Source organism: Streptomyces sp. NPDC004539 (genome assembly GCF_040610055.1).
Classification (GTDB): domain Bacteria; phylum Actinomycetota; class Actinomycetes; order Streptomycetales; family Streptomycetaceae; genus Streptomyces.
Genome location: NZ_JBEXLS010000003.1, coordinates 131263 through 157660, shown reverse-complemented (window position 1 = coordinate 157660; position 26398 = coordinate 131263). Strand labels below are relative to the sequence as shown.

Below are 26398 nucleotides of genomic sequence, written 5' to 3'. Positions count from 1 at the left end.
GCCCGGCGCGACGACGAGCCCCGGGGGACGATCCGCTACTCCCCCTTCTCCTTGCGGGGGATGCCGTAGGCCCGGTCCACCCTGATGCGCAGGACGAGGCGGCGGTCGCGGACCATCGCGGCGCGGAAGTCGTCCCAGTCGGGGTGTTCGCCGAGGGTGTCCCGGTAGAGGCGGATGAGTTCCTCGACGGTGTCGTCGTCGGGGGACGCGGCCACCGGGGCGAGGTCCGCGGTGCCTTCGACGACGGTGTAGGCCCAGCGGTCGGCACTGGTGACGTGGTAGCCGGCACGGGGGTCGCGCTGGAGGTTGCGGGTCTTCGCACGGTCGGCGGTGACGGAGATCCGGAGGGTGCGCTCGTCCGGGTAGTAGTGGTGTGTCACGTTCGACAGTTGGGGCCGGCCGTCGCGCTTGAGGGTGACGAGCACCCCGCCCCGGACGTCGGAGAGCAGGGCGAGGAGGGCGTCGTCCGTCGTGTCCTGAGTCATGTCCGATGTCAACCTCGACGGGCGATCGCCGCATTCCCCCGACTGTCGGCGAACAGTTTGTAGACAGTGTCTACGGCCGCCTGGTAGACACTGTCTATGCATGCCGACCAGCCACTCTCCGCCGATCCCCCGGGCTCTCCCGATCTCCGCGCGCGTCTCGTCGACGCCGGTGTGGAGCTGCTGGCCCGCGAGGGGGTCCAGGCGCTGACCCTGCGGGAGATCGCCCGCCGGGCCGGTGTCTCGCACGGCGCGCCCCGCCGCTACTTCCCCACCCACCTGGAACTCCTCTCCGCGATCGCCCGGCGCGGGTTCACCGAACTCGCCGAGCGGGCGGAGGAGGCGATGGTGATCCTGGAGGTCCGCCCCCGGGTGGAGCAACTGGCCCGGATCTACCTGGAGTTCGCCTTCGACAACCCCGGCATGTACGAGCTGATGTTCCGTCACGATCTACTGGAAAGCGGCCACTTGGGCCTGCGTGACACCAGCCTGCCGCTCTTCTCCGTCCTGATGGAGTCGGTCGGACGGGTACGGCCCGACGCGGACGCCGGCGCCGTCGCGGGCGCCCTCTGGGCCAACCTGCACGGCGTCGCCCAGCTCTGGAGCTGGGGCAGCCTCCAACTCGCCACCGGCTCAGAGGACTTCGGGCCGATACTGCGGGCAGTCCTGGACGCGCACCTGGGGACGGCGTGAGGCCGGGGACGGGTCGAGGGGTGGACCAAGGGGCGGGTCGGGGGGCGGGTCCTGAGGTGGGGGCGCGCCTCGAATCCGGCACCGGCGGACTCGCGGACCGTCCGCACACACGAACCAGCGCACGCACACGCACACGCACCCTCACGCTCGCCGCGAGCGTCGCCGGCGCGATGGTCGTCGCGCTCGACGGGACATGTCTGACCGTCGCCCAGCCCACGCTGCGAAGGGAGTTGGGGGCGAGCGTCACCGAGGTGCAGTGGACGAGCACGGGGTATCTCGTCGCCGTCGCCGGGCTGTTGGTGTTCGCGGGGCGGCTCGGCGACCGGTACGGGCACCGGCGGATGTTCGCCGTGGGGATGCTCGGTTTCGGCGCGGCCTCGGCGGGACTGGTGGCGGCGCCGGGAATCGGGTGGGTGATCGGACTGCGGGTCGTGCAGGGGGTGTTCGGGGCGCTGCTCCAGCCGGCCACCCTGGGCATGCTGCGGGCCGCGTACCCGCCGGACCGGCTGCGGACACCGCTGGCGATCCGCACGGCGGCGATCGGCGTGGCCGCCGCGACGGGCCCACTGGTGGGCGGGGCCCTGGCGACGGCGTACGGCTGGCGCGCGGTGTTCGTCCTCACCCTCGCCCCGACCCTCGCGTTCGGCCTGCTCGCGCTCCTCGGCCGGGACGACACACCGCGCCCCTCTCCCGCGCCGCCCCTGAACCTCCCTGGCGCCCTCCTGCTGGCGGTGACCCTGGGCTCCCTGGTCCACGCCCTGGTCACCCTGACCGCCTGGACGGCCGCCCTCTGCGCCGCCACCGCCCTCGCCTTCGCCCACCACGAACGCCGGACCCCGACTCCCCTGCTCCCACCGGAGGTTGCCCGCTCCCCCGCCGTGCGGTCCGGGCTCGCGGTACTGGTGGCGGCGTCCGCCGCGGTCAACGGCGCCCTGTTCGCCTGCGTCTACCTCCTCCAGGAAGACCTGGGCCTGACGCCCTTTCACAGCGCCCTGGTCGGCGCCCCGTTGGCGGTCCTGCTGATCGGATCGGCCCCGGTGTGCGCGATGTCGCTGAAGCGGGCAGGGAGCCGGCGTACGACCGCCGGGGCGGTGGGGCTGCTCGCGGCGGGCCTGTCCGTGCTGGCCGCGGCCTCCGCACCTGCGGTGTTCGGCGTCGGCTTCGCCCTGGTGGGCGCCGGGTTCGGGGCGGTGATGGTGGCGGGGACGCATGTCGTGGTGAAGGAGGCCCCGGTGGCGGTGGCCGGGGTGGCGGGCGGGTTGCAGCAGACGGCGATGAACGTGGGGCCGGCCCTCGGGGTGGCCGGGGCGAGTCTGCTGATGACGGCGGAGGGGGGCCGCGCGCCGCTGGTCGTGCTGGCGGCGCTGATGGTGGGGGTGGTGCCGGTGTGCCGGGGGTTGCCGGGGAGGGGGGAGCTGCGGGGGTGACCGGTGGTACATCACACATCACACATCACGCGTCGCACACGACACCTCACACATGACACCTCACCCAGCACCCAGCACCCGATGCCAGATGCGCGGCGCGTCACACATGACGCGTCATATGTGACATACCACCCCCCACCCCCTCCCCCGCCATACCAGAAGCGACGCACCCCACACACGGCACACCTACGAAAGGGGTTCCCTGTGGCGCTCGCTGCGGAACGATGAGGAGTGAGGCGCTCCGGAGCAGGCGGGCCGGGGCACGTCTCGTCTGTCGCCCCCGGAGGAGAACGATGGCAGTGCTGCGGCAAGAGGTCGACCCGAGCGAGGTCGGGCTGGACCCGAAGGTGCTGGACCGGATGGACCGGTACATCGCGCACGAGGTGGAGGAGGGGCATCTGCCCGGCTACCTCGTCTCGGTCGCGCGCGGCGGCAAGGTCGCCCACCTCACCACGCACGGTCACCGTGACGTCGCCGCCGGTCTGCCGGTGGAGTCGGACACGCTCTGGCGGCTGTACTCGATGACGAAGCCGGTGACGTCGGTCGCGGCGCTGCTGCTGGTCGAGGAGGGGAAGCTGTCGCTGGACGACCCGGTGGCACATCACATTCCGTCCTTCGCCGAGCCGCAGGTGTACGTCGGCGGCAGCGGGCGGGACATGGTGACGCGCCCGGCCGACGGACCCATACTCGTCCGGCACCTGATGACCCACACGGCGGGTCTGACGTTCGCGTTCTACGGCACGCACCCCGTCGACGCCCTCTACCGCGAGGCACGCCTCGACTCGTCGGTGGCGCCCGGCACGGACCTCGCGGGGACGGTCGACGTGTACGCGTCGCTGCCGCTCCAGTTCGAGCCGGGTACCGAGTGGAACTACTCGGTGGCGACGAACGTGCTCGCCCGGGTCGTGGAGGTGGTGTCCGGACAGTCGCTGGACGCGTTCCTCGCCGAGCGGGTGTTCGGGCCGCTGGACATGCCGGACGCCGGGTTCTGTGTGAGCGACACGCAGGCCGAGCGGCTTTCGGAACTGTACGGGGAGACGGAGGGCGGCGGCATCAGGCCAGTTGCGGGGCTGCCGTTGCGCGGCCGGCCGAGGTTCCTCTCCGGGGCGGGCGGCATGGTGGCGGGCGCGCACGACGTCCACCGGTTCGCCGAGTTCCTGCGCGGGCGGGGCGAGTTGGACGGCGTACGGCTGCTCGCCCCCGAGACCGTCGACCTGATGACCCGCAACCATCTCCCCGGCGGCGTCGACATGCGGACCTTCGGCAGTCGCCCCTCCCACGACGAGCCCAGCAAGGACGGCCTCGGTTTCGGCCTCGGCGTCTCCGTCGTCATCGACCCCGACCGCACCAAGGCCCCGGCGGGCAAGGGCACTTACGGCTGGAGCGGCGTCGCGACCACGACGTTCTGGGTGGACCCCGAGCACGACGTGACCGTGCAGTTCATGACCCAGGTCAGGCCGCGTTCGTCGCACGCGCTGTACCCGGAGATCAAACGGTTCGTCCACGAGGCCCTGCTGGCCGGCTGAGGCCACCCCGGCCGGGCCACCGTCCCGACACCGATCCACCGTCCCGACCGAGCCACTGTCCCGGCCGGGCCACCGTCCCGGCCGAAGCCATCCGCCCCGGCCGGCCCACCCACCCCCGTTCACCCCACCCGCATCGTGAACTCCAGCCCCTCCTCCGCCAGTTCGTTCAGCCACTCCTCCGACCGCACCGCCGTCTCCGCCGCCCGGCTCAGCCCCGGCGGCAGGGAGGAGTCGAGGATGTGGCGGACACCGAGGGCGAGGGGCCGGGAGACGGTGTGGGCCATGGCGGACTCCTCGGCGGTACCGACCCGGTCGAGGAGGTAACTCCCGGACCAGATGCGCCCGTTCGCGCCGCGGACCGTGAGGGACACGCCGAGGACGACGCGGTCGCGGTCGGCGCGGGTGGTGGGGTAGGTCCGGGCCAGCTCCCCGGCGAGTTCGGCGATCCGCGCGTCGTCGCCCTTCTTCAGCTCGGCGAAGACCGAGTCCCACGCATGCCGCCAGCCGTCGAGGCGGAGGGTGCCGCGGACGAGGGTGTCGGCGCGCCAGCCGGACGGCAGGTCGTACTGGGCGGCGAAGGGGACGCTGTCGCGGTTGGGGTACGCCTCGAACGTCTCGCCGCCCAGGGTGAGTTCGCGGGTGGCCTCCCAGGGGTGGACGGTCGCCTTCTCGACGCCGCCCTCGATGTGCCGGGCGGGTGAGCGCAGGGCGTTGAGGACCCCGAGGGGTGCCCAGCTGAAGCGGTAGCGGAAGGAGTTGGGGACGGCGGGAAGGCCGCCGCAGTAGGAGGTGAGGGAGTACTCCGCGCGGTTCTCGGGGCCTATCTCGGCCCGGGCCCGCGACACGAGGCTGTGGGCGAAGAGGTGGTCGATGCCGGGGTCGAGGCCGGCTTCCGTGAGGACCGTCAGGCCCGCCGCCCGCGCCGCCTCGCCCTGCGCCGTCAGCTCGTCGGTGACGTAGCTGGAGCAGGCGAAGTGGGCCCGGCCCGCCAGGCATTCGGCGAGCAGGCCCGAGTGCTCCGAGGCGGGCAGCATCGACACCACGACGTCGCCCGGGGCGAGTTCGGCGGCCAGGGCGCCCGGGGTGAGGGCGCGGGGCTCGGCGCGGTCGGCGACGCCGAGGCGGTCGAGGGTCTCGGCGGCGCGGTCCGCGGTGCGCTGCCACAGGCGAACGCGGTCCGCCTGTGCGGTGAGCGCGGTGAAGCCGCTGCCGGTGGAGAGGCCGGCGCCCATCCAGTGGACCGTTCCGCTCGCGGGTATCTGTTCCGGCACCGCTGCCTCCCCTTCCCCGACGTCACTCCCGAGACTGTGACCCTTCCCGACTAACCCTGTTTGATGCCGAGTTCGCGGGACGCCGACGCGAAACGCACCAGGCAGCGCTCCCAAGGCCCGCTGTCCGTACGGAAGTCGAGCAGTTGGGGCAGGAGACTGGCCGAGAAGTCGTTGCTCGATTCCAGGGGCAGCAGGGAGGGCAGGTTGTCGATCGCGATCAGGTCGAGCGGCGGGGTGTCGTGCAGGCGCCGTACCGGGTCGGTCCATTCGGTGGTGCGGTCGTAGACCGGCAGGACGTTGAGGGGTGAGCCGACGTCGCAGGTGACGTCCGACACCGTGCGCAGCCGACGGCCGGGTGCGTCGAGGTCCTGGGGGCGGACGAAGGGCGGTACGGGGGTCGTCGCGAGGACGCAGTTGACGAGGAGGTCGTGGGCCGCCAGGGCGTCGCGGTCGAGGTCCTGGGTCTCCGCGAGGTCCCAGGCGGTCGGGACGATCCCGGCGGCCGTGAGGGCGTCCCGGGCGCCGCGTCCGCTGCGGCCGAGGGCGCCGATCACGAGGGCGTCGATGTGCTCGTCGCCGGCGGCGGGGGCCAGCAGGGCGGCGAGGGCCTTCTCGTCCGTGGGGGTCAACTCGGCGGCGAGACGGCCCCGGTGGTGGAGGACGGCGAGGGCGGCGCCGAGGTAGCCGGCCCAGTAGCCGAACGCGGCGAGGCGGCGGCCGGTGTCGTCGGTGAGGTACTCCAGGTCGAGGAGGGCGCCCCCTCCGGCGGCGAACCGTGTCAACAGGGCCTCGGCGCCGGGCTGTCGCTTGTAGGCGTGGCCGAAGAAGATGTGCCGGTGCGTCAACTCGGCGGGTTCGTCGGGGAGTTCCTTCAGGCCGAGGATCATCGCGTCGTCCGGCGCGGACACCCACGAGCCTGCGGGCGCGACTTGGGCGCCGACGGCCTCGTACTCCTCGGTGGGGAAGATGCGTTGGGCGGAGTCCTCGACCGTCAGGGTGATGCCGTGGTCGACCAGGCGGCGGGCGTCGGCGGGGACGACCGGGGTGCGGCGTTCGGTGGGGCGGGGTTCGTGGCGGAGCCACAGGTGGACGGCGGTCATACGCGGTTGGCCTCCGGACGCGGGGCGTCGGCGGCGAAGCGGCCGGCGCTCAGGGGGGTGACGTCCACGAAGGGTACGCGGCCGAGGACCAGGTCGCGCACGACCTCTCCGACGGCGGGCCCCTGGAGGAAGCCGTGCCCGGAGAAGCCGGTGGCGTACAGGAAGCGGGAGACCGAACTCGCCTCGCCGATCAGGGCGTTGTGGTCCGGGGTGACCTCGTACAGGCCCGCCCAGCCGCCCGTGCGGCGCAGGTCGAGGAGGGCGGGCGCACGGTGTTCCATGGCGGCGGCGAGGCGGGGTATCCAGCGGTCGTGGGCGTCGGTGGCGAAGCCGGGGCGCTCGTCCGGGTCGGACATGCCGATCAGCAGGCCGGGGCCCTCGGGGTGGAAGTAGAAGGTGGTGGTGAAGTCGATCGTCATCGGGAGGTCCGGCGGCAGCCCGGGGAAGGCTTCCGTGACCGCGACCTGACGTCTCAGCGGCTGCACGGGCAGGTCCACGCCGACCATGTCGCCGATCGACTTCGACCAGGCGCCGGCCGCGCAGACGACGGTGCCGGTGGTGATGCGGCCGATCGTGGTGTGCACGCCGGTGATCGTGTCGCCGCGCAGCTCGATGCCGGTGACCGCTGTGTGACGCAGTATCCGTACGCCGTGGTGGCGGGCGACGGCCGCGTAGCCGTGGACGACGGCCTCCGGGGTGCAGTGTCCGTCGTCGGGCGAGTACGCGGCGGCGAGCAGGCCGTCGGTGGTGATCAGCGGGTTGAGGCGCTGGGCCTCGGCCGGGTCGATGAGGCGGCTCGGGACGCCGAGGGCGTTCTGCACGGCGATGCCGGCCTCGAAGGAGGCGACCTCCTCGGGGGTGGTGAGGAGGAAGAGGTAGCCGGTGCGGTGCAGTCCGATGTCGTGGCCCGTCTCCTCGCCGAAGCGGGCGAACGCCTCCAGGCTGCGGGCGCCGAGCCGGATGTTCACCTCGTCGGAGAACTGGGCGCGTACGCCGCCGGCGGCCTTCGAGGTCGATCCCGCGGCGAGTTCGTCGCGTTCGACGAGCACCACGTCGCGGACCCCGGCGGCGGCGAGATGACAGGCGATGCTGGTGCCGATCACCCCGCCGCCGATGACGACGACCGAGGCATGCGTGTTCAAGCGTGCGGCTCCTTGTGGGCGGCGGCCCCGGCCCGTGTGCCGAGGCCGGGGAGTTGCTGTTGCCGTCCTGCCGACGGGAGTTCAGGACCAGTGGGCCACCGCGTCGAGGTGCGGCAGGCGGTGGTCGAGACGCTCCCGCTTGGTGCGCAGATAGGTGATGTTGTTCTCGCACGGCGGGATCAGCAGCGGCACCTCCTCGGCGACCTGGATGCCATTGTCCGTCAACGCCTCGCGCTTGCGCGGGTTGTTGGACATCAGGCGCACCGACCGCACGCCGAGGTCGCGCAGGATCTCCGCGGCGACGCCGTAGTCGCGGGCGTCCACGGGGAAGCCGAGGGCGACGTTCGCCTCGACCGTGTCGAGGCCCTCCGCCTGGAGCGCCATCGCGCGCAGCTTGCCGAGCAGCCCTATCCCGCGGCCCTCGTGGCCGCGCAGGTAGACGACGACACCGCTGCCCTCGGCGACCACGGCGCGCAGCGCGGAGTCGAGCTGGTCGCCGCACTCGCAGTGCTGCGAACCGAACGCGTCACCGGTGAGGCATTCGGAGTGCAGCCGGGTCAGGACGTTCTCGGTGCCGATCTCGCCGTAGACCAGGGCGACCTGTTCGTCACCCCGGTCGTGGTCCATGTAACCGACCGCCTGGAATTTCCCGTAGACCGTGGGCAGAGGGGCATTCACCACGCGTTCCACGCCCGTGCGCTGCGGGGTCTTCTTGCCGAGTACACCGATTTTTTCTGTCATGATCTGGTTCCTAAGAGTCCGATGGGGAGTCGAAAGGGCGGGAAAAGGATGAGTGGTCCGGACATACGGGCGGCGGGGCGTGGGACGGTGGCCTCGGCACTGCCGACGGACACCACCGATGACGTACGGACGCGGGGGGCTGCTGTCTCAACGCGGATCGCGGTCCTTCCCGTCGGCAGCTACGAGCAGCACGGCTCCTACCTCCCGCTGGCCACCGACACGCTCGTCGCCTGTGCCATCGCCCGGGAGATCGCGGCCTCGCATCCCGTGCACCTCCTTCCGCCCGTGACCATCGCCTGCTCGCACGAGCACGCGGACTGGCCGGGGACCGTCAGCATCTCCTCGGTGACCCTGCACGCGGTGGTACGTGACATAGCGGCCTCGCTGCGCCGCTCCGGCGTCGAGGCGCTGGTCGTGGTCAACGCGCACGGCGGGAACTACGTCCTCGGCAACGTCGTCCAGGAGGCGTCCGCGCGGGGCGAGCACCTCGCGCTCTTCCCGGCCCCGGAGGACTGGGAGGAGGCCCGCGTCTCGGCGGGTGTCGAAACCTCCCTCCTCACCGACATGCACGCCGGTGAAATCGAGACGTCGATCCTTCTGCACGCGCACCCCGAAGTCGTCAGGCCCGGCTACGAGTCCGCCGATTTCACCGCCGACGACCGCCGTCATCTCCTCACCTCGGGAATGTCCGCCTATACCGATTCGGGTGTCATCGGCCGGCCTTCGCTGGGCTCCGCGGAAAAGGGGGAGCGGCTTCTGGCGAGCCTCGTGGATTCTTTCGGCGCGTATTTCTCGCTGCTGAGTTCGCGGGTCGAGGAGAGCGCCGGGGAGTAGGGCGACGCGGGGGCGGAGGCGGTGGTGTGTGAAACCGCGGTGTCATGTACCACCGCGGCCGGCACGGAGGCGTCATGTACGACTGCCCCAGGCAACGAGGTGTCATGCACCACCGCCCCAGGCAACGACCTCCCCCGCACCCCCTCCCACCACCGCACGACCAGCACCACAGCCCCCGGCAGCGCGGCCACGAAGCACAGCACCCCGTACACGACCGACACCGCGAACCCGGTGTCGGCGCCCAGCCCCGCCGCCCCGAACGCCCAGGCGGTGACCCCCTCCCGGGGCCCCCACCCTCCGACGTTCAGCGGCACGCCCATGGCGAGCAGCGCGAGGACGGCGAGCGGCAGGAGCCGGACCGCCGAGGTGGACGCCCCCGCGACGCGGGCCGCGAGGACGAACGTCCCGATGTGCCCGGCGAGGACGACGAGCGAGGAGAGGGCGACGCCGGGCCCGTTGCGCCGGGACAGCAGCGCCTCCCGCGCCTCCCCCAGCATCCCCCGCACCGCCCGTCCGCGCCGTGACTCGGTGGACGGTGCCCGGTTCATGCGGACGGCGAGGACGACGGCGAGCGCCCCGACCCCGCCGAGCGCGACGAGGGGCACGATGTGCCGTACCTCCCCCGCGACCGGCGACGGCACCGCCAGCAGGACCGCGAGCCCCACGACGGCGAGGGCGATCTGTCCGGCGGCGCGTTCCCAGAACACGGCCCGTACGCCGCGCCCCACGTCTCCCTCGCTCTGCCCGTGCCGCACGGCCCGGTGGACGTCGCCGAGAATCCCGCCCGGCAGCGCCGCGTTGAGGAAGAGCGCCCGGTAGTAGTCGCCGACGGCGGCCCCGAGCGGCAGCCGGATCTTCAGCCCGCGTGCGACGAGCGCCCAGCGCCAGGCGCTGAACGCGGTGGTCACCCCGCCGATCGCCAGGGCGAGCAGCAGCGAGAACGCGTCGATCCGCCGCAGCCCGTCGAGGAAGACGCCGGTGCCCATCCGCCACAGCAGCACCCCGAGGATCGCGACCCCGGCGAGCGTCCCGAAGTGGGTCCTGAGCGCCCGTACCCAGGGCCGCCGCCCGGCCTTCGCACCGTCGGCGGCAGCGCCCTCGCCGGCCCGGCCCGCGTCGGCCGCCGGGGCCCCGGCACCGATCCCGCCCGCCTCGCCGGCGTCGTCCCCCCGCGACAGGACCTCCACGTCCTGCCGCGCGTCGACGGACTCGGCCCCGGAGGGCCGTACCGAGGCGGCCCGGTCCCCGGAGACCACAGAGACCTCGGCGAGCTCCGGAGCCTCGGAGCGGCCTGGTGGGCGTTCCGCATCGGCCCGCCCCGCCCCATCCGCTCCGACACCCCCCGGACCCTCGGTCATCAGACGCTCCCCACCGGCCGTGCGAGCGCCAGCAGATCCGTGTGGTGGACGGCCACGCGCAGCTCCCCGGCGGCAGCGGCGGCGAGCCGTGCCTCCAGATAGGTCTCCGCGCGAGCGGACAGCTCGGGCCGCTCCTCGACAGCCGCCCCCACCCAGCCCTTCAGCCACTGCGCGGTCAGCGCGGCCTCGGCCGGGCCCAGCCGCCAGGCGCTGGGGTGGAGCTTGACGGTCGCCCCCCGCGCCTCGAACGCCTCGGCGGCGACGTCGGCCGCGTCGGGCCCGAGGAGCCCCTCGCGCCGCTGGTGGTCGTTGAAGGCGTCCTGGAGTTCGGCGTCCAGCGGATCGGAGGCCGAGAACTCGACCCGCCCGGCGACGGAGAGCGTGAGCAGCGCCGGGCAGCCGGCGCCCACGCACGCGTCGACGAGCGCGTCGATCTCCTCGCGGGTGAGCACGTCGAGCAGGGCGGAGGCGGTCACCAGGGACGCCCCGCCGAGCGCGTCCGGCGTGAGGCGGGCGACGTCCCCGCGCCGCGTCTCGACCGTGACCCGGCTTCCGTCGGCGGCGGCGCGCGGCGAGGCGACGGCCGCGAAGTGCAGGAGGTAGGGGTCACGGTCGTGCAGCACCCAGTGCTGGGCGCCGTCGAGCCGGGGGGCGAGCCAGCGCCCCATGGAACCGGTGCCGCAGCCGAGGTCGTGCACGACGGTCCCGGCCTTCCCGCGCGGCAGGTTCGCGAGGCGTATCCGCAGCGGGTCGAGGAGGTCCAGCGCGCGGGCGCCCGCGTCGGCGGGTTCGCGCAGCTGGAGCCACTCGGGGGCGTAGCGGGGCGGGTCGTCGGGGCCGCTCTCGCGCAGCCGTACGGTGGCGCGTTCGGCGACGGGTCCGGCGCCGGGGATGACGTCCGCGCTGCTCATGCGGCCCTCCAGGACTCGCGGGGAAGCCGGCCGAGGACGCCGGCGAGGCTCTTCGCGGTGGACGCCCAGCCGTTCAGGGCGGCGCGCCGGCCGCGCGCGGCGGACTTGAGGCGGCGGCGCACGTCCGCCTCCCCGAACCAGCCGCGCAGTTCGGCCGCGAGGGCGGCCGGGTTCTCCGGGGGCACGAGGATGCCGGGGACGCCGCCGTCGGGGGCGCGGCCGACGGCCTCGGGGACGCCGCCGACGTCGGTGGCGAGGACCGGGATGCCGCGCGCGAGGGCCTCGGTGACGGCCATGCCGTACGTCTCGGCGTACGACGTGAGGACCATCAGGTCGGCGCGGGCGTAGCTGGCGTCGAGGGCGGCGCCGGAGCGCGGGCCGGTGAGCCGCAGCCGGTCTTCGAGGCCGTGCCGGGCGATGAGTCCGCGCAGGTGGGCGACGTACTCGACGTCCTGGTCGACACCGCCGACGAGGTCGCAGGTCCAGGGCAGTTCGGTGACCGAGGCGAGGGCCTCGACGAGGCGGTGCTGGCCCTTGCGGGGGGTGACGGCGGCGACGCACACGAGGTGCGAGACGCCGTCGGTCCCGGAGGCGACGGGCGCGATGTCGGCGCCGGGGGCGGCGACGTGCACCTTCTCGGGGGCGAGGCCGTGGTGCGAGACGAGCCGGCGCACGGCCCAGTCGCTGGTGGCGATCACGGCGGGCACCGCGCGCAGCACGGTCCGCTCCAGGGCGTCGAGTTCGGCGGCGACCTCGGGCGCGAGGCCCGTCTCGTCGCCGAGCGGGAGGTGCACGAGGACGGCGAGCCGCAGCCGCTGCGCCTCGGGGACGATGACCTCGGGCACCCCGCAGGCGACGATCCCGTCGAGCAGGACGACCGTCCCGTCGGGCAGGTCGCGCAGCGTGCGGGCGAGCGCCTCCCGGTCGGCCTCGGCGGGCCGGGGCCAGTCGCCGTCCGCGAGGTGCTTGCGCACCTGCCAGCCGAAGCCGGGCAGGTCGAGGCAGACCCGCCGGTCGTAGGCGTTGCCGCCGCTGGGCCGGCTGGGGTCGTCGACCCCGGCGGGCAGCACGAAGTGGACGGTGCGCAGGGACATCGGGATGAGGTCGCCGTTCTTCCGTACGACGGGCTGCTGCTTCGGCACGTAGGCGAGCGCGGCCTTGTCGAGGCGGACGGTCGTCCGCTCGATGGTCGTGTCGGTCACAGGGCACGCTCGTAACTCGCCCAGGCGACGTGCGATTCGTGCAGGGTGACGGAGAGGGCGGCGATCCCGCGCGCCCCCTCGCCGAGCGCGCCCTTGCCGATGCGCTCCGCGAGCCGGTCGGCGATGACCTTCGCGAGGAACTCGGTGGACGTGTTCACCCCGGCGAAATCCGGCTCGTTGTCCAGATTCCGGTAGTTCAGTTCCGCGACCACGGCGCCCAGTTCCTGGCTCGCGAGGCCCATGTCGACGACGATGTTGTCGTCGTCCAGCTGCTCGCGGCGGAACGTGGCGTCCACGAGGAACGTCGCTCCGTGCAGGCGTTGCGCGGGTCCGAAGACCTCGCCGCGGAAGCTGTGGGCGATCATGATGTGATCGCGGACGGTGACACTGAACAACGGACGACCCTCCAGGTGCGGCACGTCTGGTCCCCCGGCCGTTTCGCGCCGGAGGTGCCGTGTAGTACGGCCGGCCGCTCCCCCGTGTTCAGCGGCCACTCACTCTTTTCTCAGGTCAGTCCGGGTGGCGCACCCGGTGGCACAGCGCCGGGATCTCCCCCGAGACCAGCTTCGGCAGCACCTGCGGCAGCTCCTCGAACGCGCACTCCCCGGTGATCAGCGCGTCGAGCGCGGGGTCGGCGAGCAGGTCGAGGGCGAGGGCGAGGCGGTCGGCGTAGGAGCGGTTCGCGCGGGCCGGGGAGACGGTGCCGACCTGGCTGCTGCGGATGGTCAGGCGGCGGGAGTGGAACGCCTCGCCGAGCGGGAGGGCGATCCGGCGGTCGCCGTACCAGCTGAGTTCGACGACGGTGCCCTCGGGGCGCAGGAGTTCGAGGGCCCGGGTGAGGCCGGCCTCGGTGGCGCTGGCGTGGATGACGAGGTCGAGGCCGTCCGCCGCGTCCTGGGGGAGCGCGAAGTCGATGCCGAGTCTCGCGGCGGTCTCGGCGCGGGCGGGGTCGGCGTCGACGAGCTGGGCCTTCACGCCGGGGAAGCGGGCGAGGAGGGCGGCGACCGAGCAGCCGACCATGCCGCCGCCGACGACCGCGACACGGTCGCCGATCATGGGGGCGGCGTCCCAGAGGGCGTTGACGGCGGTTTCGACGGTGCCGGCGAGGATGGCGCGTTCGGCGGGGACCTCGGGCGGTACGACGATCACACTCGACGCGGGTACGACGTACCGCGTCTGGTGCGGGTACAGGCAGAACACCGTCTTCCCCACGAGGTGCGCGGGGCCTTCCTCGACCACGCCGACGTTCAGGTAGCCGTACTTCACCGGGGCCGGGAAGTCGCCCTCCTGGAACGGCGCGCGCATCGCCGTGTGCTGGTTCTCGGGGACCTTGCCGCCGAACACCAGGGTCTCCGTGCCGCGGCTGATGCCGGACCACAGGGTCCGCACCAGCACCTCCCCCTCGCCGGGCTCGGGGACGGCCGTCTCACGCACCTCCCCTTCACCCGGACGGCTGACCCAGAACGCTCGTGCGGCGCCCTTCATAGAAAACCTCCTGAACGATCTGCATCCGGTTCACGTACCGAGATGTGGCACAGGCCGCGCACAGTACGCGGCGTTGATCGACTCTGTCACTCGGCCGGAGGATGTGCGGTGGCCCTGAACAACACGTACGAGGCAAGGCTGGTCCAGCAGGAGACCGCTCTGGGAGCGGGCGCTCAGCTCCTGTTGCTGGCCCTGCTGGGCTCGGTGATCGGCATGGGCACGGCGGGCTGGGCGACCGGCCTCGTCTTCGCCCTCGGCACCTGGGCCCTGCTGTCCGGCGCCTGCCACCGCTCGGGAATCCGCACGTTCGGCCCCGCGAACCGGGTCACGCTCGGCCGCGCCGTCCTGGTCGGCGGGGTGACGGCGCTGGTCGCCGACTCCTTCGAGTCCGCCCCGCCGGTCACGCTGCTGGTCGGTCTGACGGCGGTCGCGCTGATCCTGGACGGCGTGGACGGCAAGGTCGCCCGCCGCACGAACACCTCGACGCCGCTGGGCGCGCGCTTCGACATGGAGGTCGACGCGTTCCTGATCCTCGTCCTCAGCGTGTACGTCGCCACGCAGCTCGGTCCGTGGGTGCTGCTGATGGGCGCCATGCGGTACGTGTTCGTCGCCGCCGCGTACGTCTGGCCGTGGCTCAACTCCGCGCTGCCGCACAGCATGGCCCGCAAGACGGTCGCCGCGACGCAGGGGATCTGCCTGCTGCTCGCCGGCTCCGAGCTGCTGCCGTACGCGGCGAACCTGGCGATCGCGGTGACGTCGCTGGCGGCGCTGGTCTGGTCGTTCGGGCGGGACGTGCTGTGGCTGTTCCGGACGCGGCCGGGGGCGGGGGCGGCTGCCGAGGCGCCGGTGCAGGTGGAGACGGAGCCGGAGGCTCCCGCCGTCACTGTCACCCTGCCGGTGCCGGTCGTCGTGATCTCCGAGCCGATCGTGGCGGCTCTCGCGGCCAAGGACAGGCCGGTGCTGGCGACGCGCTGAGGCACGCGACCCGACGGAGAACGGCCCGGACCCCGCGGGGGGAGTCCGGGCCTTTTCCTGTTCACGGTCGTACGGCTTTGGGGCTTTACGGCCGTGTCGAGCGCGAGCGTGCCACCGCGAACCCTCCGGCGCCGAGGGCGACCGCGCCCAGCACGATCCCGGCGACGCCCAGGTCCCGGGCGGTGGAGTCGTGGGCGGCGGCCTTCGCGACCGGCGCGGACGTCACGGTCTTCGCGGGTGTCCCGGTCTTCGCCGGGGTCAGGGTCTTCGCCGGGGTCAGGGTAAGGACGGGCGCCGGGTTCTCAGGGTCGTCGTCGCCCTGTCCGGCCGCCTCGATCCACCGGACGACCTTTCCGGAGTCGTACGTCTGGAGGGTCTTGAAGGTGAGGTTCGTGGCGTCGTCGGGGAGCTGGCCGAAGGCGACGTCGAAGTCCTCGAACTGGCCGGGGGCGATCTTCCCGCCGGTCCAGGTGATCTCGGAGACGGCGTCGGTGATCGTCCCGTCGTCCGTCTTGACGGGCGTCTTCAGCTTCGTGGTGGTGACCTTCGGGGTCCAGCCGTCGTGCGGGGTGACGAGGACGCCGAGGAGGGGGTGGTCGGTCGGCAGGAAGACCTGTACCTGCGAGGTACCCGCCTTGTCGTCCTCATCGGGGACCCGGAACGTGAGCAGCCCGTCCGTGGCTCCCTGGGGGTAGCTCTCCGGATGGACGGTGACGTGCGCGGACGCGGCTCCTGCCGCCGCGAGGACCCCGCCTGCGGCGAGCAGGACGGCGAGAGCTGCGGTGCGTGTGCGGTGCATGGGTCGGTGATCTCCGTACGGGGTGGTCGTTTCTTTCCTTTCGGACGGGGTAAGACAGCGCCCCGGGCGGCCCCCTGCGCCGCACCGCGTTCCGCAACAACAGCCCGCGCGGCCCGGGAAGATGCCTCCGACGCCGTACGACCCTCCGCACGCGTTCGACCCGCACGGGCCCCCGCCACCACGCGACCAGCCCCGGCACCAGCACCACGGCCCGCCGCAACAACGACCACAACGCGGCTTCCCCCCGCCGCAGCCACCACGAGGTGAGCAACGCGGCGAGGACGTGGGCGGCGAGGGTGTGGGGGTTGGTGTGGTGCAGAACGCCCTGGTGGAGCACGGCGGGATGAGTGCTGGGGTGAGTGGCGGGGTGGCTGGTCGGGTGCCGGCCGGCGGTGCCGTACGCGAGCACGCGGTGGACGACGGTGTCGTGCGCGGCGCCGGACCCGCCCGGCATGCGCATGCCCGGCATCCCGCCTCCGCCCGGGGTCACCGCCCCGAACCCGGCGTGCAGCGCGCCCTGTGCGGCCAGCGTCGCCCCGCTGATCCCGGCGAGGCTCCGCTCCCGTCCGCCGAGCAGCCACCCGGCGGCGAAGACGGCGCCGAAGGCGAGCCCCTGCGCACCGGCCGAGGGCGTCCGGCCCCCGGCCGCCGCGTGCGCGCCGACAGCCAGCAGCACGCACACCGCCGCGAACACGGCGGCACGCAGCCCGCGGACTCCCGGCGACGCGCTCATGCTCCGGGATACTGCCACGCCCGCCCGCGCGCCTTCACCCGCCTTGACGGTTCTTGGGAATCACCGGGGTTTCGGCGGGGGCGGGGCTCTGTGTGGGGGTGGGACGGGAGTCGGCGGGGTGGTCGGGGAGGGCGAGCGGAGTGCCGGCGGGGGCGGGCGTGTTCTCGGCGGGGGCTTCTCGGGCCTGAACGGCGTCGGCGGTGGTGGTCGGGGCTGTGGCCTGCTCCGTGTCGTTGGCCGACGGCCGCGCGGTCTTCGGCTTCTCCGCGGAGCCCTCGCCGCCGCGCGGCAGCAGTGCGATAGCCAGGGCCGGTACGGCGGCCAGGACCAGCCACGGCACGGCCGGCGGCAGGCCCGTGTCGAGGAGGGTGCCCGTGGCCGAGCTGCCGATCAGCACGATCAGGCCGGAGACGGAGGACAGGGCCCCGGTGTAGAGGCCGAGGCGTCCCTCGGCGGCGAGGTCGGGGACCCAGGCGCGGGCGGCGGGCGCGACCAGCATCTGCCCGAGGGTGAGCAGGACGACGAACCCGGCGGCGGGCAGCAGCCCCGCCGTGCCTCGCGCCCCGGCGGGCAGCGCGGCGGCGACGACCGCGAACCCGGCGGCGATGAGCGCGAGCCCGCCCGCCATGGACGCCCGCAGGCTGAGCCGCTCCCCCACCCAGCGGGTGACGGGCAGTTGGGCGAGGACGACGAGCGCGGACGACAGCGCGAACAGCCAGGACAGCGGCGCCTGCGAGCCGGCCGCCCGCTCGACCTCGGCGGGCAGCGCCAGGTAGAGCTGGTTGTAGGCGAGGAGGTAGGCGCCGTAGGCGCAGCACAGGGCGAGGAAGCGGCGGTTGCGGAGCATCGGCCCGACGCCGCCCTTGACCCGGGTCTTCCGACGTCCGGGGATGTGCTGCGGCAGCAGCCAGGCGTGTCCGGCGAGGACGAGGACGAAGACCCCGGCCCCGGCGAGGCACACGGCCCTGAAGTCCACCGACAGCAGGAGCGCCCCGATGAGCGGTCCGACGAACGCGCCGGCCTGTCCGGCGACGGTGAACAGCGCGAGGACCCGGGTGCGGGGTCCGTTGCCGTCCTCCTCCCAGACGACGGCCTGCCGTGCCACCTCGCTCTCGACGGCCGGGGAGAACAGGGCGGCGGCGAACCCGATGAGCAGGACGGCCCCGATGACGGAGGCGATGTGGTCCGCGTACCCGAGCCACGCGAACCCGGCGATCCTGAGGGCGCAGCCGGCGAGGACGACGGGCCGTACCCCGTACCGGTCGGTGAGCGCGCCGCCGACGACGAACAGGCCCTGCTGGCTGAACGTCCTGAGGCCGAGGACGAAGCCGACGAGCCAGCCGGCGAGTCCGATGCCGGTGCCGAGGTGTTCGGCGAGGAACGGCAGGACCGCGAAGAAGCCTATGTTGAAGGCGAGTTGGGTGAGGATCAGCAGGCGCAGCAGCGGGGAGAGCGGGGTCTTTCCGGTGCCGGTCTCCGACAGGGCTGTCGTCGCGGTCATCGGGCCGCCACCAACTCTCGTACGGGGTCGGGGAGTTCGGGGGTCCGCAGCTCGTCGTCCGGGTGCTTGTCGCGTCGCCTGCGGAGTCCTCCCGCGGTGACCGCGAGGGCGCCGAGGAGGGCGAGGGCGGCGGCCGGGGCGAGGACGGCCCAGGGGGCGCGTTCGGCGTAGGGCTGGTTCTCGGCGAGCAGCAGCCCCCATTCCGGGGAGGGTGGTTGGGCGCCGAGGCCGAGGAAGCCGAGGGTGGCGAGGGCGAGGGCGTTGCCGGGCAGGCGCAGGGCGGCGTGCCGGGCGACGGGCGGCAGGACGGCGGGCAGCAGCGCGCGCCGCAGCAGGTGGCGGCGTCCGGCGCCGAGGGCGCGGGTCGCCGTGAGGTGGACGGCGGCCTTCTCCTGGGCGAGGAGCGCGGAGGTGTGGGCGGCGAGGGGCGCCCAGGCGACGACGGTCACGGCGAGCGCGGGCGTGCTCGCGCCGCTGCCCCACAGGGCGGCGACCAGGAGGGCGGCGAGGACGGGCGGTACGGCGTTGACCGTGTCCACGAGCGGCGCCGACAGCCTCGGCACGAGCCCCAGCAGGACGCCGGCCACGTACGCGGCGAGGCTGATCCCGCCGGCCAGCAGCAGCGTGTCCAGCGCGCCGTGCGCGACGCGGGCGAGGAGGTCACGGCCGAGGGCGTCGGTGCCGAACGGATGTGAGAGGGACGGGCCTTGGAGGCGCCGCGTGGTGTCGACGGCGAGGGGGTCGCGGGGCAGTCCGGCGGCGACGACGGCGGCGAGGAGTCCGCCGTGGACCAGGGGCGGGAGTCTGCGGGCCGGCGGGTCCGGGCGGTGCAGGGCGGGGAGGGCGTCGTCGCGCAGGGCGGGGCCGAGGAGGGGGCGGGCGGCGAGCCGGGCGGCGCCGGTGACGAGCGCGGCGAACAGGACCAGGGCGAGGGTGCCGGCCTGGAGGACGGGGAGGTCCTGGGCGAGGGCGGCCTGGAGGGTGGTGCGGCCGAGGCCGGGGATGTCGAAGATCTGCTCCACGACGACCGATCCGCCGGTCAGGCCCACCGCGAACAGGCCCAGGTTGGGCAGGAGTCCGGGCAGGGCGCGGCGCAGCGCGTGCCGGGCGATCCGGCCGCCGGGCACGCCGCGCGCGGTCGCCGCCTTCGCCCAGGGCTCGGCGAACGCGGCGGGCAGCAGGTCGTCGAGGAGCCTGCCGAGCACCGCCCCGGCGGGCAGCCCCAGCGCGAGCGCCGGCAGCACCGTCCACTTGAGCCCGTACCAGCCGAGCGCCGGCAGCCAGCCGAGCTGGACCCCTACGACGGTGGCGAGCACGGACGCGGTGAGGAACTCGGGGAGTGCGGCGAGCATCGCGGACGCGGAGCGGGCCGGGGGGTGTCCGGCGAGGGTGCGGCGGGCGCCCCGGCGCAGGGTGGGCGCACAGATCAGGGCGGCGGTGGCGAGGGCGACGAGGAGGGCCGCCGTCACCAGCAGGAGGGACGCGCCGAGCGCCTGGAGGATCGCGGGGGTGACCTCCTCGCCGGAGATCCAGGAGCGGCCGGCGTCGCCGCGCGGGAGTCCGGACAGCCACTGGCCGAGGAGGTGCAGGGGGCCGTCGGCGAGGCCGAGCTGCTCGCGGATGTCGGCGAGGACCTGGGGGGTGGGGTCACGGTCGACGGCGCGGGCCTTGAGGACGGTCAGCGCCGGGTCGGTGTCCGTCAGCCAGGGCAGGAGGCCGATGCCGCAGACCAGGCCCGCGGCGAGGGCCGCCCGCCACAGGAGCGCCGTCAGCCGTCCCACGGGTCAGCGCCGGGTGCCGGTGCCGACGAGCGTGCGCTCGTACGGGTCGAGGAGGACGCCGCGCACGGACTTGCCGACGCCGGTGATGACCCGCTGGTGGACGAGGGGGACGACGGCGTCGGTGCCGAGGATCGCCGTCTCGGCGGCCATGGCCGCGTCCTGGCGCTTGCCGGTGTCGGCGATGCCCTGGGCGGCCTTCACCGCCTGGTCGACCTTCTTGTCGCACAGCTGGGCGATGTTGAAGCCGCCGTCGCAGGTGTAGTCGCTGGCGAGGACGGCGACGGGGTCGCCGGTGTCGACGAGGGTGTTGCGGGCGAGGACGAACGCGTCGAACTTGCCGGCGAGGGCGTCGCTCTCCAGGCGCGAGTACTCGCGTATCTCCAGTTTGACCTTGAACCCGGCCTTCTCCAGCTGCTGCTTGAGGACCTGGGCGGCCTCGGGGAGTTCGGGGCGGTTGTCGTAGGTGGCGAGGGTGACGGCGGCGCCGGCCGGCTTGCCGGGGGCCGTCCGGCCGGTGGGGGCGGTGCGCTTGCCGGCGGCCCAGGTGACGGCGGGGCCGTAGATGCCGGCGCCCGCGTCGGCGTGGCCTTCGTAGACGCCCTCGGCGAGGGTGGCGGTGTCGACGGCGGCGCGGGCGGCGGCGCGCAGCGCGGGGTTCTTGAAGGCGCCGCTCTCGGTGTTGAGGAGGAGGCTGGTGGTGCGGGTGGTCGCCGTCTCCTTGCGGGTGGCGGCGTCGAGGGTCGCGGCCTGGGCGACGGGGATCGCCTCGGCGACGTCGACCTCGCCGGTGCGCAGGGCGTTGGCGCGGGCGGTGCCGTCGGCGATGAAGCGGGCGTCGACGCCGGCGGCCTGGGCGCGTCCGCCCCAGTAGTCGTCGAAGCGGTCCAGGGTCGCGGACGTGGTGCCGGTGAGCTTGGTGACCTCGAAGGGGCCGGTGGCGGTGCCGACGGGGTTCGCGGCGCCCTTCGCGTCGTACGCCTTCGGGGCGAGGATCGCGAGGCTCGGGCTGGTCAGGCGCAGCGGGAGGACGGGGTCGGCGGCGGTCGTCGTGATCCGGACGCCGGTGGCGCCGTCGGCCTTCGCGGTGAGGGCGGCTCCGGCGAGGGCCGCGGGGGCGGGTTCGGCCTGGCCGGCGTGGCCGAGGGAGGCGGCGACGGCGGCGGGGGTGACGCGGGTGCCGTCCTGGAAGGTGGCGTCCCGCAGGGTGAACACCCAGGTGCGGTCGTCGACCCGCTTCCAGGACTGGGCCAGTGCCGGGGCGGGGGCGCCGTTCGCGTCGAGGGAGGTCAGGCCCTCGGTGACGCCGAGCCTGCTGAGGAGCGTCGCGTCGGCGCCGTACGGGGAGAGGCGTTCGGCGGGCGGGAAGGCGAGGGCGACGCGCAGCCGGGCGCCGTCCTTCGCGGCCGAGGCGGTGTCGTCGTCGGCCCCGCCGGAGGCGAAGCAGCCCGCGAGGAGGGGGAGGGCGGACAGGGCGGCGAGGAGCCGGGTGCTGTGGGGGATGCGCATGGTCTACCGGTCTGTGAGGAGGGGGGAAGTGGTCATGCCGTGTCCGGCGGGGGTCCTGCCGGGCCGGACGGCGTCGAACGGCACCTCGAAGTGCACGGTCCCCGCCTGCCCCGGCGCCCGGTCGTCCCGCTCGTCGAGCACCACCTCGCCGAGCGACCGCCAGAAGCCCTCGGCGCCCTCCACCGACGGGTCGGTGTGCAGGTACACGGAGCGGTAGCCGCCGTCCGCCGCCGCGAAGTCGAGCAGCTCCCCGACCAGCCGGCGCGCGAGGCCCCGGCGGCGGTGTTCGCGCCGGGTGTAGATCCGCCTGAGCTGCGCCGTCGGCCCGGACGGGTAGCGCTCGGCGAGATGCGCGGGGTTCGGCGGGTACAGGGGGCCGCGCGAGTCGAGCGCCCCGGTCGCCACGACCTCCCCGGCGCCGTCCACCGCCACCAGCAGGGTGTGCCGCGCCGGCGTCAGGTACGCCCCGGTCAGGTCGATGATGTCGCCGTGCCATCTCGGTACGTATCCGGTGCCGAAGTCCCGGTACACGGTGTCGAGCATGACGGCCCGCGCCTCGTCGAGGTCCTCCGGGCCCGCCGGCCTTATGCAGTAGTCACGCACTTGCACATCATAAGCAGTTAGCACTCCAGTGCGATCAAGAGGATACCCGCAACCTCCACGGACCTCCGATTTGACAGCCTTCATCCGCCCTCCTAAAACGTAGTCACATGAAACCCATTTTCAAAACGCGGTGCCTTTCGCCGTGCCCGGGAGGCGGTCGGCGATGCGCGTAGCGTTCGTCGGGAAGGGCGGCAGCGGGAAGACGACCCTGTCGGCGCTCTTCGCCCGGCACCTGGCCCGCTCCGGTGCCCCCGTCCTCGCCGTGGACGGCGACATCAACCAGCACCTCGCCGAGGCCCTCGACCCCGACGCCTCCCCCTTCACCGCTCCCCCGCTCGCCACCCGCCTCGGCGAGATCAAGGACCTCCTGCGCGGCACCAACCCCCGCGTCCCGTCCCGCGACGCGATGGTCAAGACCACCCCGCCCGGCCGGGGCTCACACCTCCTCACCCTCCTCGGCGACGACGAGCTCCACACCCGCCACGTCCGCCCCGTCGGCGGCGTCCCGCTGATGGTGACCGGGGCCTTCGACGAGAGCGACCTCGGCGTGGCCTGCTACCACTCCAAGCTCGGCGCGGTGGAGCTGTACCTGAGCCACCTGCTGGACGGCCCCGGCGAGTACGTCGTCGTCGACATGACCGCCGGCGCCGACGCCTTCGCCTCCGGCCTCTTCACCCGCTTCGACATGACCTTCCTCGTCGCCGAACCCACCCGGCGCGGCGTCTCCGTCTACCGCCAGTACCGCGACCACGCCCAGGAGTTCGGCATCCCCCTCGCCGTCGTCGGCAACAAGGTCACCGGCGAGGACGACCTCCTCTTCCTGAAAGAGGAGACCGGCGACCACCTCCTCACCCACCTGACCCACTCCTCCTGGGTCCGCTCCGCCGAACGCGGCACCCCCGCCGGCGAGCTGGAGGACACCAACCGCCACGCCCTGGACGTCCTGCGCGCCGCGGTCGACTCCCGCCCCAAGGACTGGCCGGCGCTCCACCGCCACGCCGTCGAGTTCCACCTCCGCAACGCCCGCGCCTGGGCGAACGCCGCGACCGGGCGGGACCTCGCGGACCAGGTCGACCCCGAGTACGTACCGGGCCCGCCGACGGCCCCTTGAACCTGGGCCCCTCGCCACCGCGAGCGGTTCCTCAGCCGTCTCTCGCCCGTCCCTCGGCCCCTCCCGAGTGCCGTCTCCCTCCTGAGTGCCGCCTCCCTCCCGAGTTCCGGCTCCCCCCTCCCTCCCGAACAGGACCCCCATGTCTCTCGACGTCTCCCCCACCCTCCTCGCCCAGGCCGAAGCCGGGGACGTACGCGAGGAGGACTTCGTGGACACTGTCCGCACCTCCCTCCCCTACGCCTACGACCTGATCGCCTCCCTCGCCGCCGAACTGCGGGGCGGCGACGCCCAGTTCGCCGACAACCAGACCCCGCCCCCGTCCGAGCAGGAACGCGGGCAGCTCCTGCGCGCCCTCGCCAGCGACGCCATCCGCACCAGCCTGGAGCGCCACTTCGGGGTGGCCCTCGCCTTCCAGAACTGCCACCGCGTGGCGGCCTTCCACCCCGACGCCCGCACCGGCGAGACGTACGCCCGCTTCACCTCCGTCCGCTCCCAGCTCCTCAACCAGTCGCCCGAGTTCCGGGACTGCTGAGCCGATCGGAATCCCATCGCCTTCTCCTCCGTGTGGTCCGGGTGCCGGGAAATCTCCCGACACCCGGCCAACGGGCCGCTCCTCGCACACGTGCCCAGAAATCGAAATGTCACTCGATGGAGGGACATCGGATTCCGGGTTGACCCGGTCGAGGAGCGGGTCTCCCTATGCGCCGGCCGCCACCGCGGCGGGCGCCGGGGCGTAGCCGGTGGGCCGGGCGGTGAACGTGCCGCGCCCCTGGGTACGGCCGCGCAACCGGGTCGCGTAGCCGAAGAGTTCGGCGAGCGGGACCGTCGCGGTGACGACCGCCGAACCGGAGCGCGTCTCGGACCCGGTGACCCGGCCGCGACGCGCCGCGAGATCGCCGAGGACCGCGCCGACGGCCGCCTCGGGCACCGTCACCGTGACCTCGGCGACCGGTTCCAGCAGCACCATCGCGCAGGCCCGCAGCGCCTCCCGGAGCCCGAACCGGCCCGCCGTGCGGAACGCCTGCTCGGACGAGTCCTTCACATGCGTCGCCCCGTCGGTGAGCGTGACGCGCAGCCCGGTGACCGGGTGCCCGCCGAGCGGCCCCTCGGCGAGCGCGTCCCGGCAGCCGGCCTCGACGGCCCGCACGTACTCCTGCGGAACCCGCCCGCCGACGACCGCCGACCGGAACACGAACTCCCCCTCCCACGGCTCCACTTCGAGCACGACCTGCGCGAACTGCCCCGCCCCGCCGTCCTGTTTGACATGCCGGTACACGACACCGGACACACCACGGCCGACGGTCTCCCGGTACGTCACCCTGGGACGGCCGATGTTGACGTCCACCCCGAGCGTGCCGCGGATCTTCTCCACCGCCACCTCCAGATGCAGTTCCCCCATGCCGGACAGCACGGTCTGCCCCGTCTCCGGGTCCGTCCGCACCGCCAACGACGGGTCCTCCTCGGCGAGTAGGGCCAGCGCCGACGCCAGCCGCTCGCTCTGCGTGCCGCGGCACGCCTCGACCGCCACGGACACCACCGGCTCCGCCACCCCGGGCGGCTCCAGCACCAGCGGAGCGTCCGGCGCGCACAAAGTCGCCCCGGCCCGCGCCGACTTGATCCCGACGACCGCCACGATGTCCCCGGCCACCGCCCGCTCCAACTGGGCATGCCGGTCCGCCTGCACCCGCAGAATCCGCCCCACCCGCTCACTCCGCCCCGCCCCCGCGTCCCACACCACGTCCCCCTTCACCACCGTCCCCGAGTACACCCGCAGGAAGGTCAACCGCCCGGTGGGCGTGACGGCAACCTTGAACACGAGCGCGGAGAAGGGGGCGGAGGGGTGGGCGGGGCGGGAGTCGGTGGGGGCGAGGGCGGTGGGGGCGGAGGAAGGAGCGGGGTTGGGGGCGGCTGGGGTGGGGGCGGGCGGTGGTACATCACGTGTGACGGGCTGCTGGGGCGTCGGTGGTACATCACGCGTGACAGGTTGCTGGGACGTCAGTGGTACATCACGCGTGATGTGTCCGTCGGCCGTTGTGGCGCGCGCCGATGTGTCACGCACCGCCGGATGGGCCGGTGGTACATCACGCATCACACCCCGCCCGCCCGCCACCGCGACACCCCGCACGGGAGGCACGTCCGCCGGGGACGGCAGGTACGACACCACCGCGTGGAGCAGGGGTTCGATGCCACGGTTGCGGTAGGCGGAGCCGCACAGGACGACGAGGCCGTCGCCGCTGTGTGACATGTCACGCAGCGCGGCGACGAGGGTCGGCGCCGACACGGTCTCCCGCTCGCAGAACTCCTCCAGGGCCGCCAGATGCCGCTCGGCCACGGCCTCCTCCAGGAGGCGCCGCCGGCGCAGCGCCTCGGCGAGCAGTTCCTCGGGGACTTCGCCCGATACGACGGTGTCGTCACCGTCGGCCCAGGTCAGCGCCCGCAGATGGACGAGGTCGACCACTCCGGTGAACGTGTCCTCGGCACCGATGGGCAGTTGGACCACCAGCGGCGTCGGGTGGAGGCGTTCACAGATCGAGGCGACGGCCGTGTCGAGGTCGGCCCCCGCGCGGTCGAGTTTGTTGACGAACGCGATGCGTGGGACACCGTGCCGGTCTGCCTGGCGCCACACGGACTCGCTCTGCGGCTCGACGCCGGCCACCGCGTCGAACACGGCGACCGCCCCGTCGAGGACACGCAGAGCGCGCTCCACCTCGTCGGCGAAGTCGACGTGGCCGGGGGTGTCGATCAGATTGAGCCGGTGGCCGTCCCAGTCGCAGCTGACGGCAGCCGCGAAGATGGTGATACCGCGGTCGCGTTCCTGGGGATCGAAGTCGGTGACGGTGGTGCCGTCGTGAACTTCCCCCCGTTTGTGGGTGGTTCCCGTGGCGTAGAGGATTCGCTCCGTGACGGTGGTCTTGCCCGCGTCGACGTGAGCGAGGATACCGAGGTTGCGTACGGTGGCGAGCTGAAGGTCGAGGTTGTCGCGCACGGCCTTGGGCCTTTCGAGGTGCGTCCGGGTGAGGGGCGGCGCGATGGGGACGGACGAAGTCCCGCCTGCGAGCAGAGACATGACCAAGCGTCAGATGTCTTGCGGGGCTGGCGTGCAGAGGTGGATCAGAGCTTCGTCACATGGACCGGTGCCGGGCGCGCAGCGAGCACCGGGCGGCCCAGGACACGAGGATCACCTCGTACCGGGCTCGGGGGGTGGCGGCAGCGGTGT

At 73.6% G+C, this 26398-nt stretch carries 22 protein-coding genes and 1 pseudogene; 7 read left to right on the top strand and 16 right to left on the bottom strand.

Going from position 1 to position 26398, the window contains the following annotated elements:
• Window positions 1-35 precede the first annotated feature (35 nt).
• A complete protein-coding gene (locus tag ABZX85_RS07315) occupies window positions 36-485 on the bottom strand; it encodes a PPOX class F420-dependent oxidoreductase (RefSeq protein WP_355863364.1) in 450 nt (149 codons plus the stop codon).
• A 96-nt stretch (window positions 486-581) separates the two neighbouring features.
• On the opposite strand from ABZX85_RS07315, the gene ABZX85_RS07310 reads away from it, so the two are divergent.
• From ABZX85_RS07310 to ABZX85_RS07300, 3 genes are all read left to right on the top strand, one after another.
• A complete protein-coding gene (locus tag ABZX85_RS07310) occupies window positions 582-1175 on the top strand; it encodes a TetR/AcrR family transcriptional regulator (protein ID WP_355863363.1) in 594 nt (197 codons plus the stop codon).
• A 170-nt stretch (window positions 1176-1345) separates the two neighbouring features.
• Entirely contained in the window at window positions 1346-2602 is a 1257-nt protein-coding gene (locus tag ABZX85_RS07305; RefSeq protein ID WP_355864147.1) for an MFS transporter, read from the top strand.
• A 293-nt stretch (window positions 2603-2895) separates the two neighbouring features.
• Window positions 2896-4128, top strand: coding sequence for a serine hydrolase domain-containing protein (locus tag ABZX85_RS07300; protein WP_355863361.1), 1233 nt, complete (start codon window positions 2896-2898; stop codon window positions 4126-4128).
• 119 nt (window positions 4129-4247) lie between these two features.
• On the opposite strand, the gene ABZX85_RS07295 is transcribed toward ABZX85_RS07300, so the two are convergent.
• The 4 genes from ABZX85_RS07295 to ribA form a co-directional block, all read right to left on the bottom strand.
• Window positions 4248-5399, bottom strand: a complete 1152-nt coding sequence (locus ABZX85_RS07295; protein ID WP_355863359.1) for a saccharopine dehydrogenase family protein — start codon at window positions 5397-5399, stop codon at window positions 4248-4250.
• 50 nt (window positions 5400-5449) lie between these two features.
• Entirely contained in the window at window positions 5450-6499 is a 1050-nt protein-coding gene (locus tag ABZX85_RS07290) for a saccharopine dehydrogenase (protein ID WP_355863357.1), read from the bottom strand.
• A complete protein-coding gene (locus ABZX85_RS07285; protein WP_355863355.1) occupies window positions 6496-7641 on the bottom strand; it encodes an FAD-binding oxidoreductase in 1146 nt (381 codons plus the stop codon). The genes ABZX85_RS07290 and ABZX85_RS07285 overlap by 4 nt, the downstream gene beginning before the upstream one ends.
• Window positions 7642-7722: 81 nt before the next feature.
• Window positions 7723-8382: a GTP cyclohydrolase II gene (gene ribA, locus ABZX85_RS07280; RefSeq protein WP_355863353.1), complete on the bottom strand. Its 660-nt coding sequence runs from the start codon at window positions 8380-8382 to the stop codon at window positions 7723-7725.
• A 48-nt stretch (window positions 8383-8430) separates the two neighbouring features.
• Between ribA and ABZX85_RS07275 the strand changes: the two genes are divergently transcribed.
• A complete protein-coding gene (locus ABZX85_RS07275; RefSeq protein ID WP_355863351.1) occupies window positions 8431-9216 on the top strand; it encodes a creatininase family protein in 786 nt (261 codons plus the stop codon).
• Window positions 9217-9404: 188 nt separating this feature from the next.
• Here ABZX85_RS07275 and ABZX85_RS07270 read toward each other — a convergent pair.
• The 5 genes and pseudogenes from ABZX85_RS07270 to ABZX85_RS07250 form a co-directional block, all read right to left on the bottom strand.
• A pseudogene (locus ABZX85_RS07270) lies at window positions 9405-10574 on the bottom strand (lysylphosphatidylglycerol synthase transmembrane domain-containing protein); the annotation flags it as partial.
• On the bottom strand, window positions 10574-11485 hold the full coding sequence (locus ABZX85_RS07265; RefSeq protein WP_355863349.1) for a class I SAM-dependent methyltransferase: 912 nt from the start codon (window positions 11483-11485) through the stop codon (window positions 10574-10576). The pseudogene ABZX85_RS07270 and the gene ABZX85_RS07265, both read right to left, overlap by 1 nt.
• Window positions 11482-12687, bottom strand: coding sequence for a glycosyltransferase family 4 protein (locus tag ABZX85_RS07260; RefSeq protein WP_355863347.1), 1206 nt, complete (start codon window positions 12685-12687; stop codon window positions 11482-11484). The genes ABZX85_RS07265 and ABZX85_RS07260 overlap by 4 nt, the downstream gene beginning before the upstream one ends.
• Window positions 12684-13082, bottom strand: coding sequence for a 6-carboxytetrahydropterin synthase (locus ABZX85_RS07255; RefSeq protein WP_355863345.1), 399 nt, complete (start codon window positions 13080-13082; stop codon window positions 12684-12686). The genes ABZX85_RS07260 and ABZX85_RS07255 overlap by 4 nt, the downstream gene beginning before the upstream one ends.
• A gap of 115 nt (window positions 13083-13197) precedes the next feature.
• Window positions 13198-14172, bottom strand: a complete 975-nt coding sequence (locus ABZX85_RS07250; RefSeq protein ID WP_355863343.1) for a dehydrogenase — start codon at window positions 14170-14172, stop codon at window positions 13198-13200.
• Window positions 14173-14280: 108 nt separating this feature from the next.
• Between ABZX85_RS07250 and ABZX85_RS07245 the strand changes: the two genes are divergently transcribed.
• Window positions 14281-15147, top strand: a complete 867-nt coding sequence (locus tag ABZX85_RS07245) for a CDP-alcohol phosphatidyltransferase family protein (RefSeq protein ID WP_355863341.1) — start codon at window positions 14281-14283, stop codon at window positions 15145-15147.
• Window positions 15148-15232: 85 nt separating this feature from the next.
• Here the strand turns inward: ABZX85_RS07245 and ABZX85_RS07240 are convergent, their stop codons facing one another.
• The 5 genes from ABZX85_RS07240 to ABZX85_RS07220 form a co-directional block, all read right to left on the bottom strand.
• Window positions 15233-15946, bottom strand: coding sequence for a YcnI family protein (locus ABZX85_RS07240; protein ID WP_355863339.1), 714 nt, complete (start codon window positions 15944-15946; stop codon window positions 15233-15235).
• Between the two features lie 767 nt (window positions 15947-16713).
• Window positions 16714-18180: an MFS transporter gene (locus ABZX85_RS07235; protein WP_355863337.1), complete on the bottom strand. Its 1467-nt coding sequence runs from the start codon at window positions 18178-18180 to the stop codon at window positions 16714-16716.
• Window positions 18177-19961, bottom strand: a complete 1785-nt coding sequence (locus ABZX85_RS07230) for an ABC transporter permease subunit (RefSeq protein ID WP_355863335.1) — start codon at window positions 19959-19961, stop codon at window positions 18177-18179. The genes ABZX85_RS07235 and ABZX85_RS07230 overlap by 4 nt, the downstream gene beginning before the upstream one ends.
• Before the next feature lie 3 nt (window positions 19962-19964).
• A complete protein-coding gene (locus ABZX85_RS07225; protein ID WP_355863333.1) occupies window positions 19965-21467 on the bottom strand; it encodes an ABC transporter substrate-binding protein in 1503 nt (500 codons plus the stop codon).
• A 3-nt stretch (window positions 21468-21470) separates the two neighbouring features.
• Window positions 21471-22076: a GNAT family N-acetyltransferase gene (locus tag ABZX85_RS07220; protein ID WP_355863331.1), complete on the bottom strand. Its 606-nt coding sequence runs from the start codon at window positions 22074-22076 to the stop codon at window positions 21471-21473.
• 157 nt (window positions 22077-22233) lie between these two features.
• Between ABZX85_RS07220 and ABZX85_RS07215 the strand changes: the two genes are divergently transcribed.
• Window positions 22234-23181 carry an ATP-binding protein gene (locus tag ABZX85_RS07215; RefSeq protein ID WP_355863329.1) on the top strand — a complete coding sequence of 316 codons (948 nt, stop codon included), beginning with the start codon at window positions 22234-22236 and terminating at the stop codon, window positions 23179-23181.
• A gap of 139 nt (window positions 23182-23320) precedes the next feature.
• Window positions 23321-23713, top strand: a complete 393-nt coding sequence (locus ABZX85_RS07210) for an SCO5389 family protein (protein ID WP_355863327.1) — start codon at window positions 23321-23323, stop codon at window positions 23711-23713.
• 165 nt (window positions 23714-23878) lie between these two features.
• Here ABZX85_RS07210 and ABZX85_RS07205 read toward each other — a convergent pair whose 3' ends face one another.
• Complete coding sequence (locus tag ABZX85_RS07205) at window positions 23879-26167, bottom strand: elongation factor G (RefSeq protein ID WP_355864145.1); 2289 nt, start codon at window positions 26165-26167, stop codon at window positions 23879-23881.
• Window positions 26168-26398 lie beyond the last annotated feature (231 nt).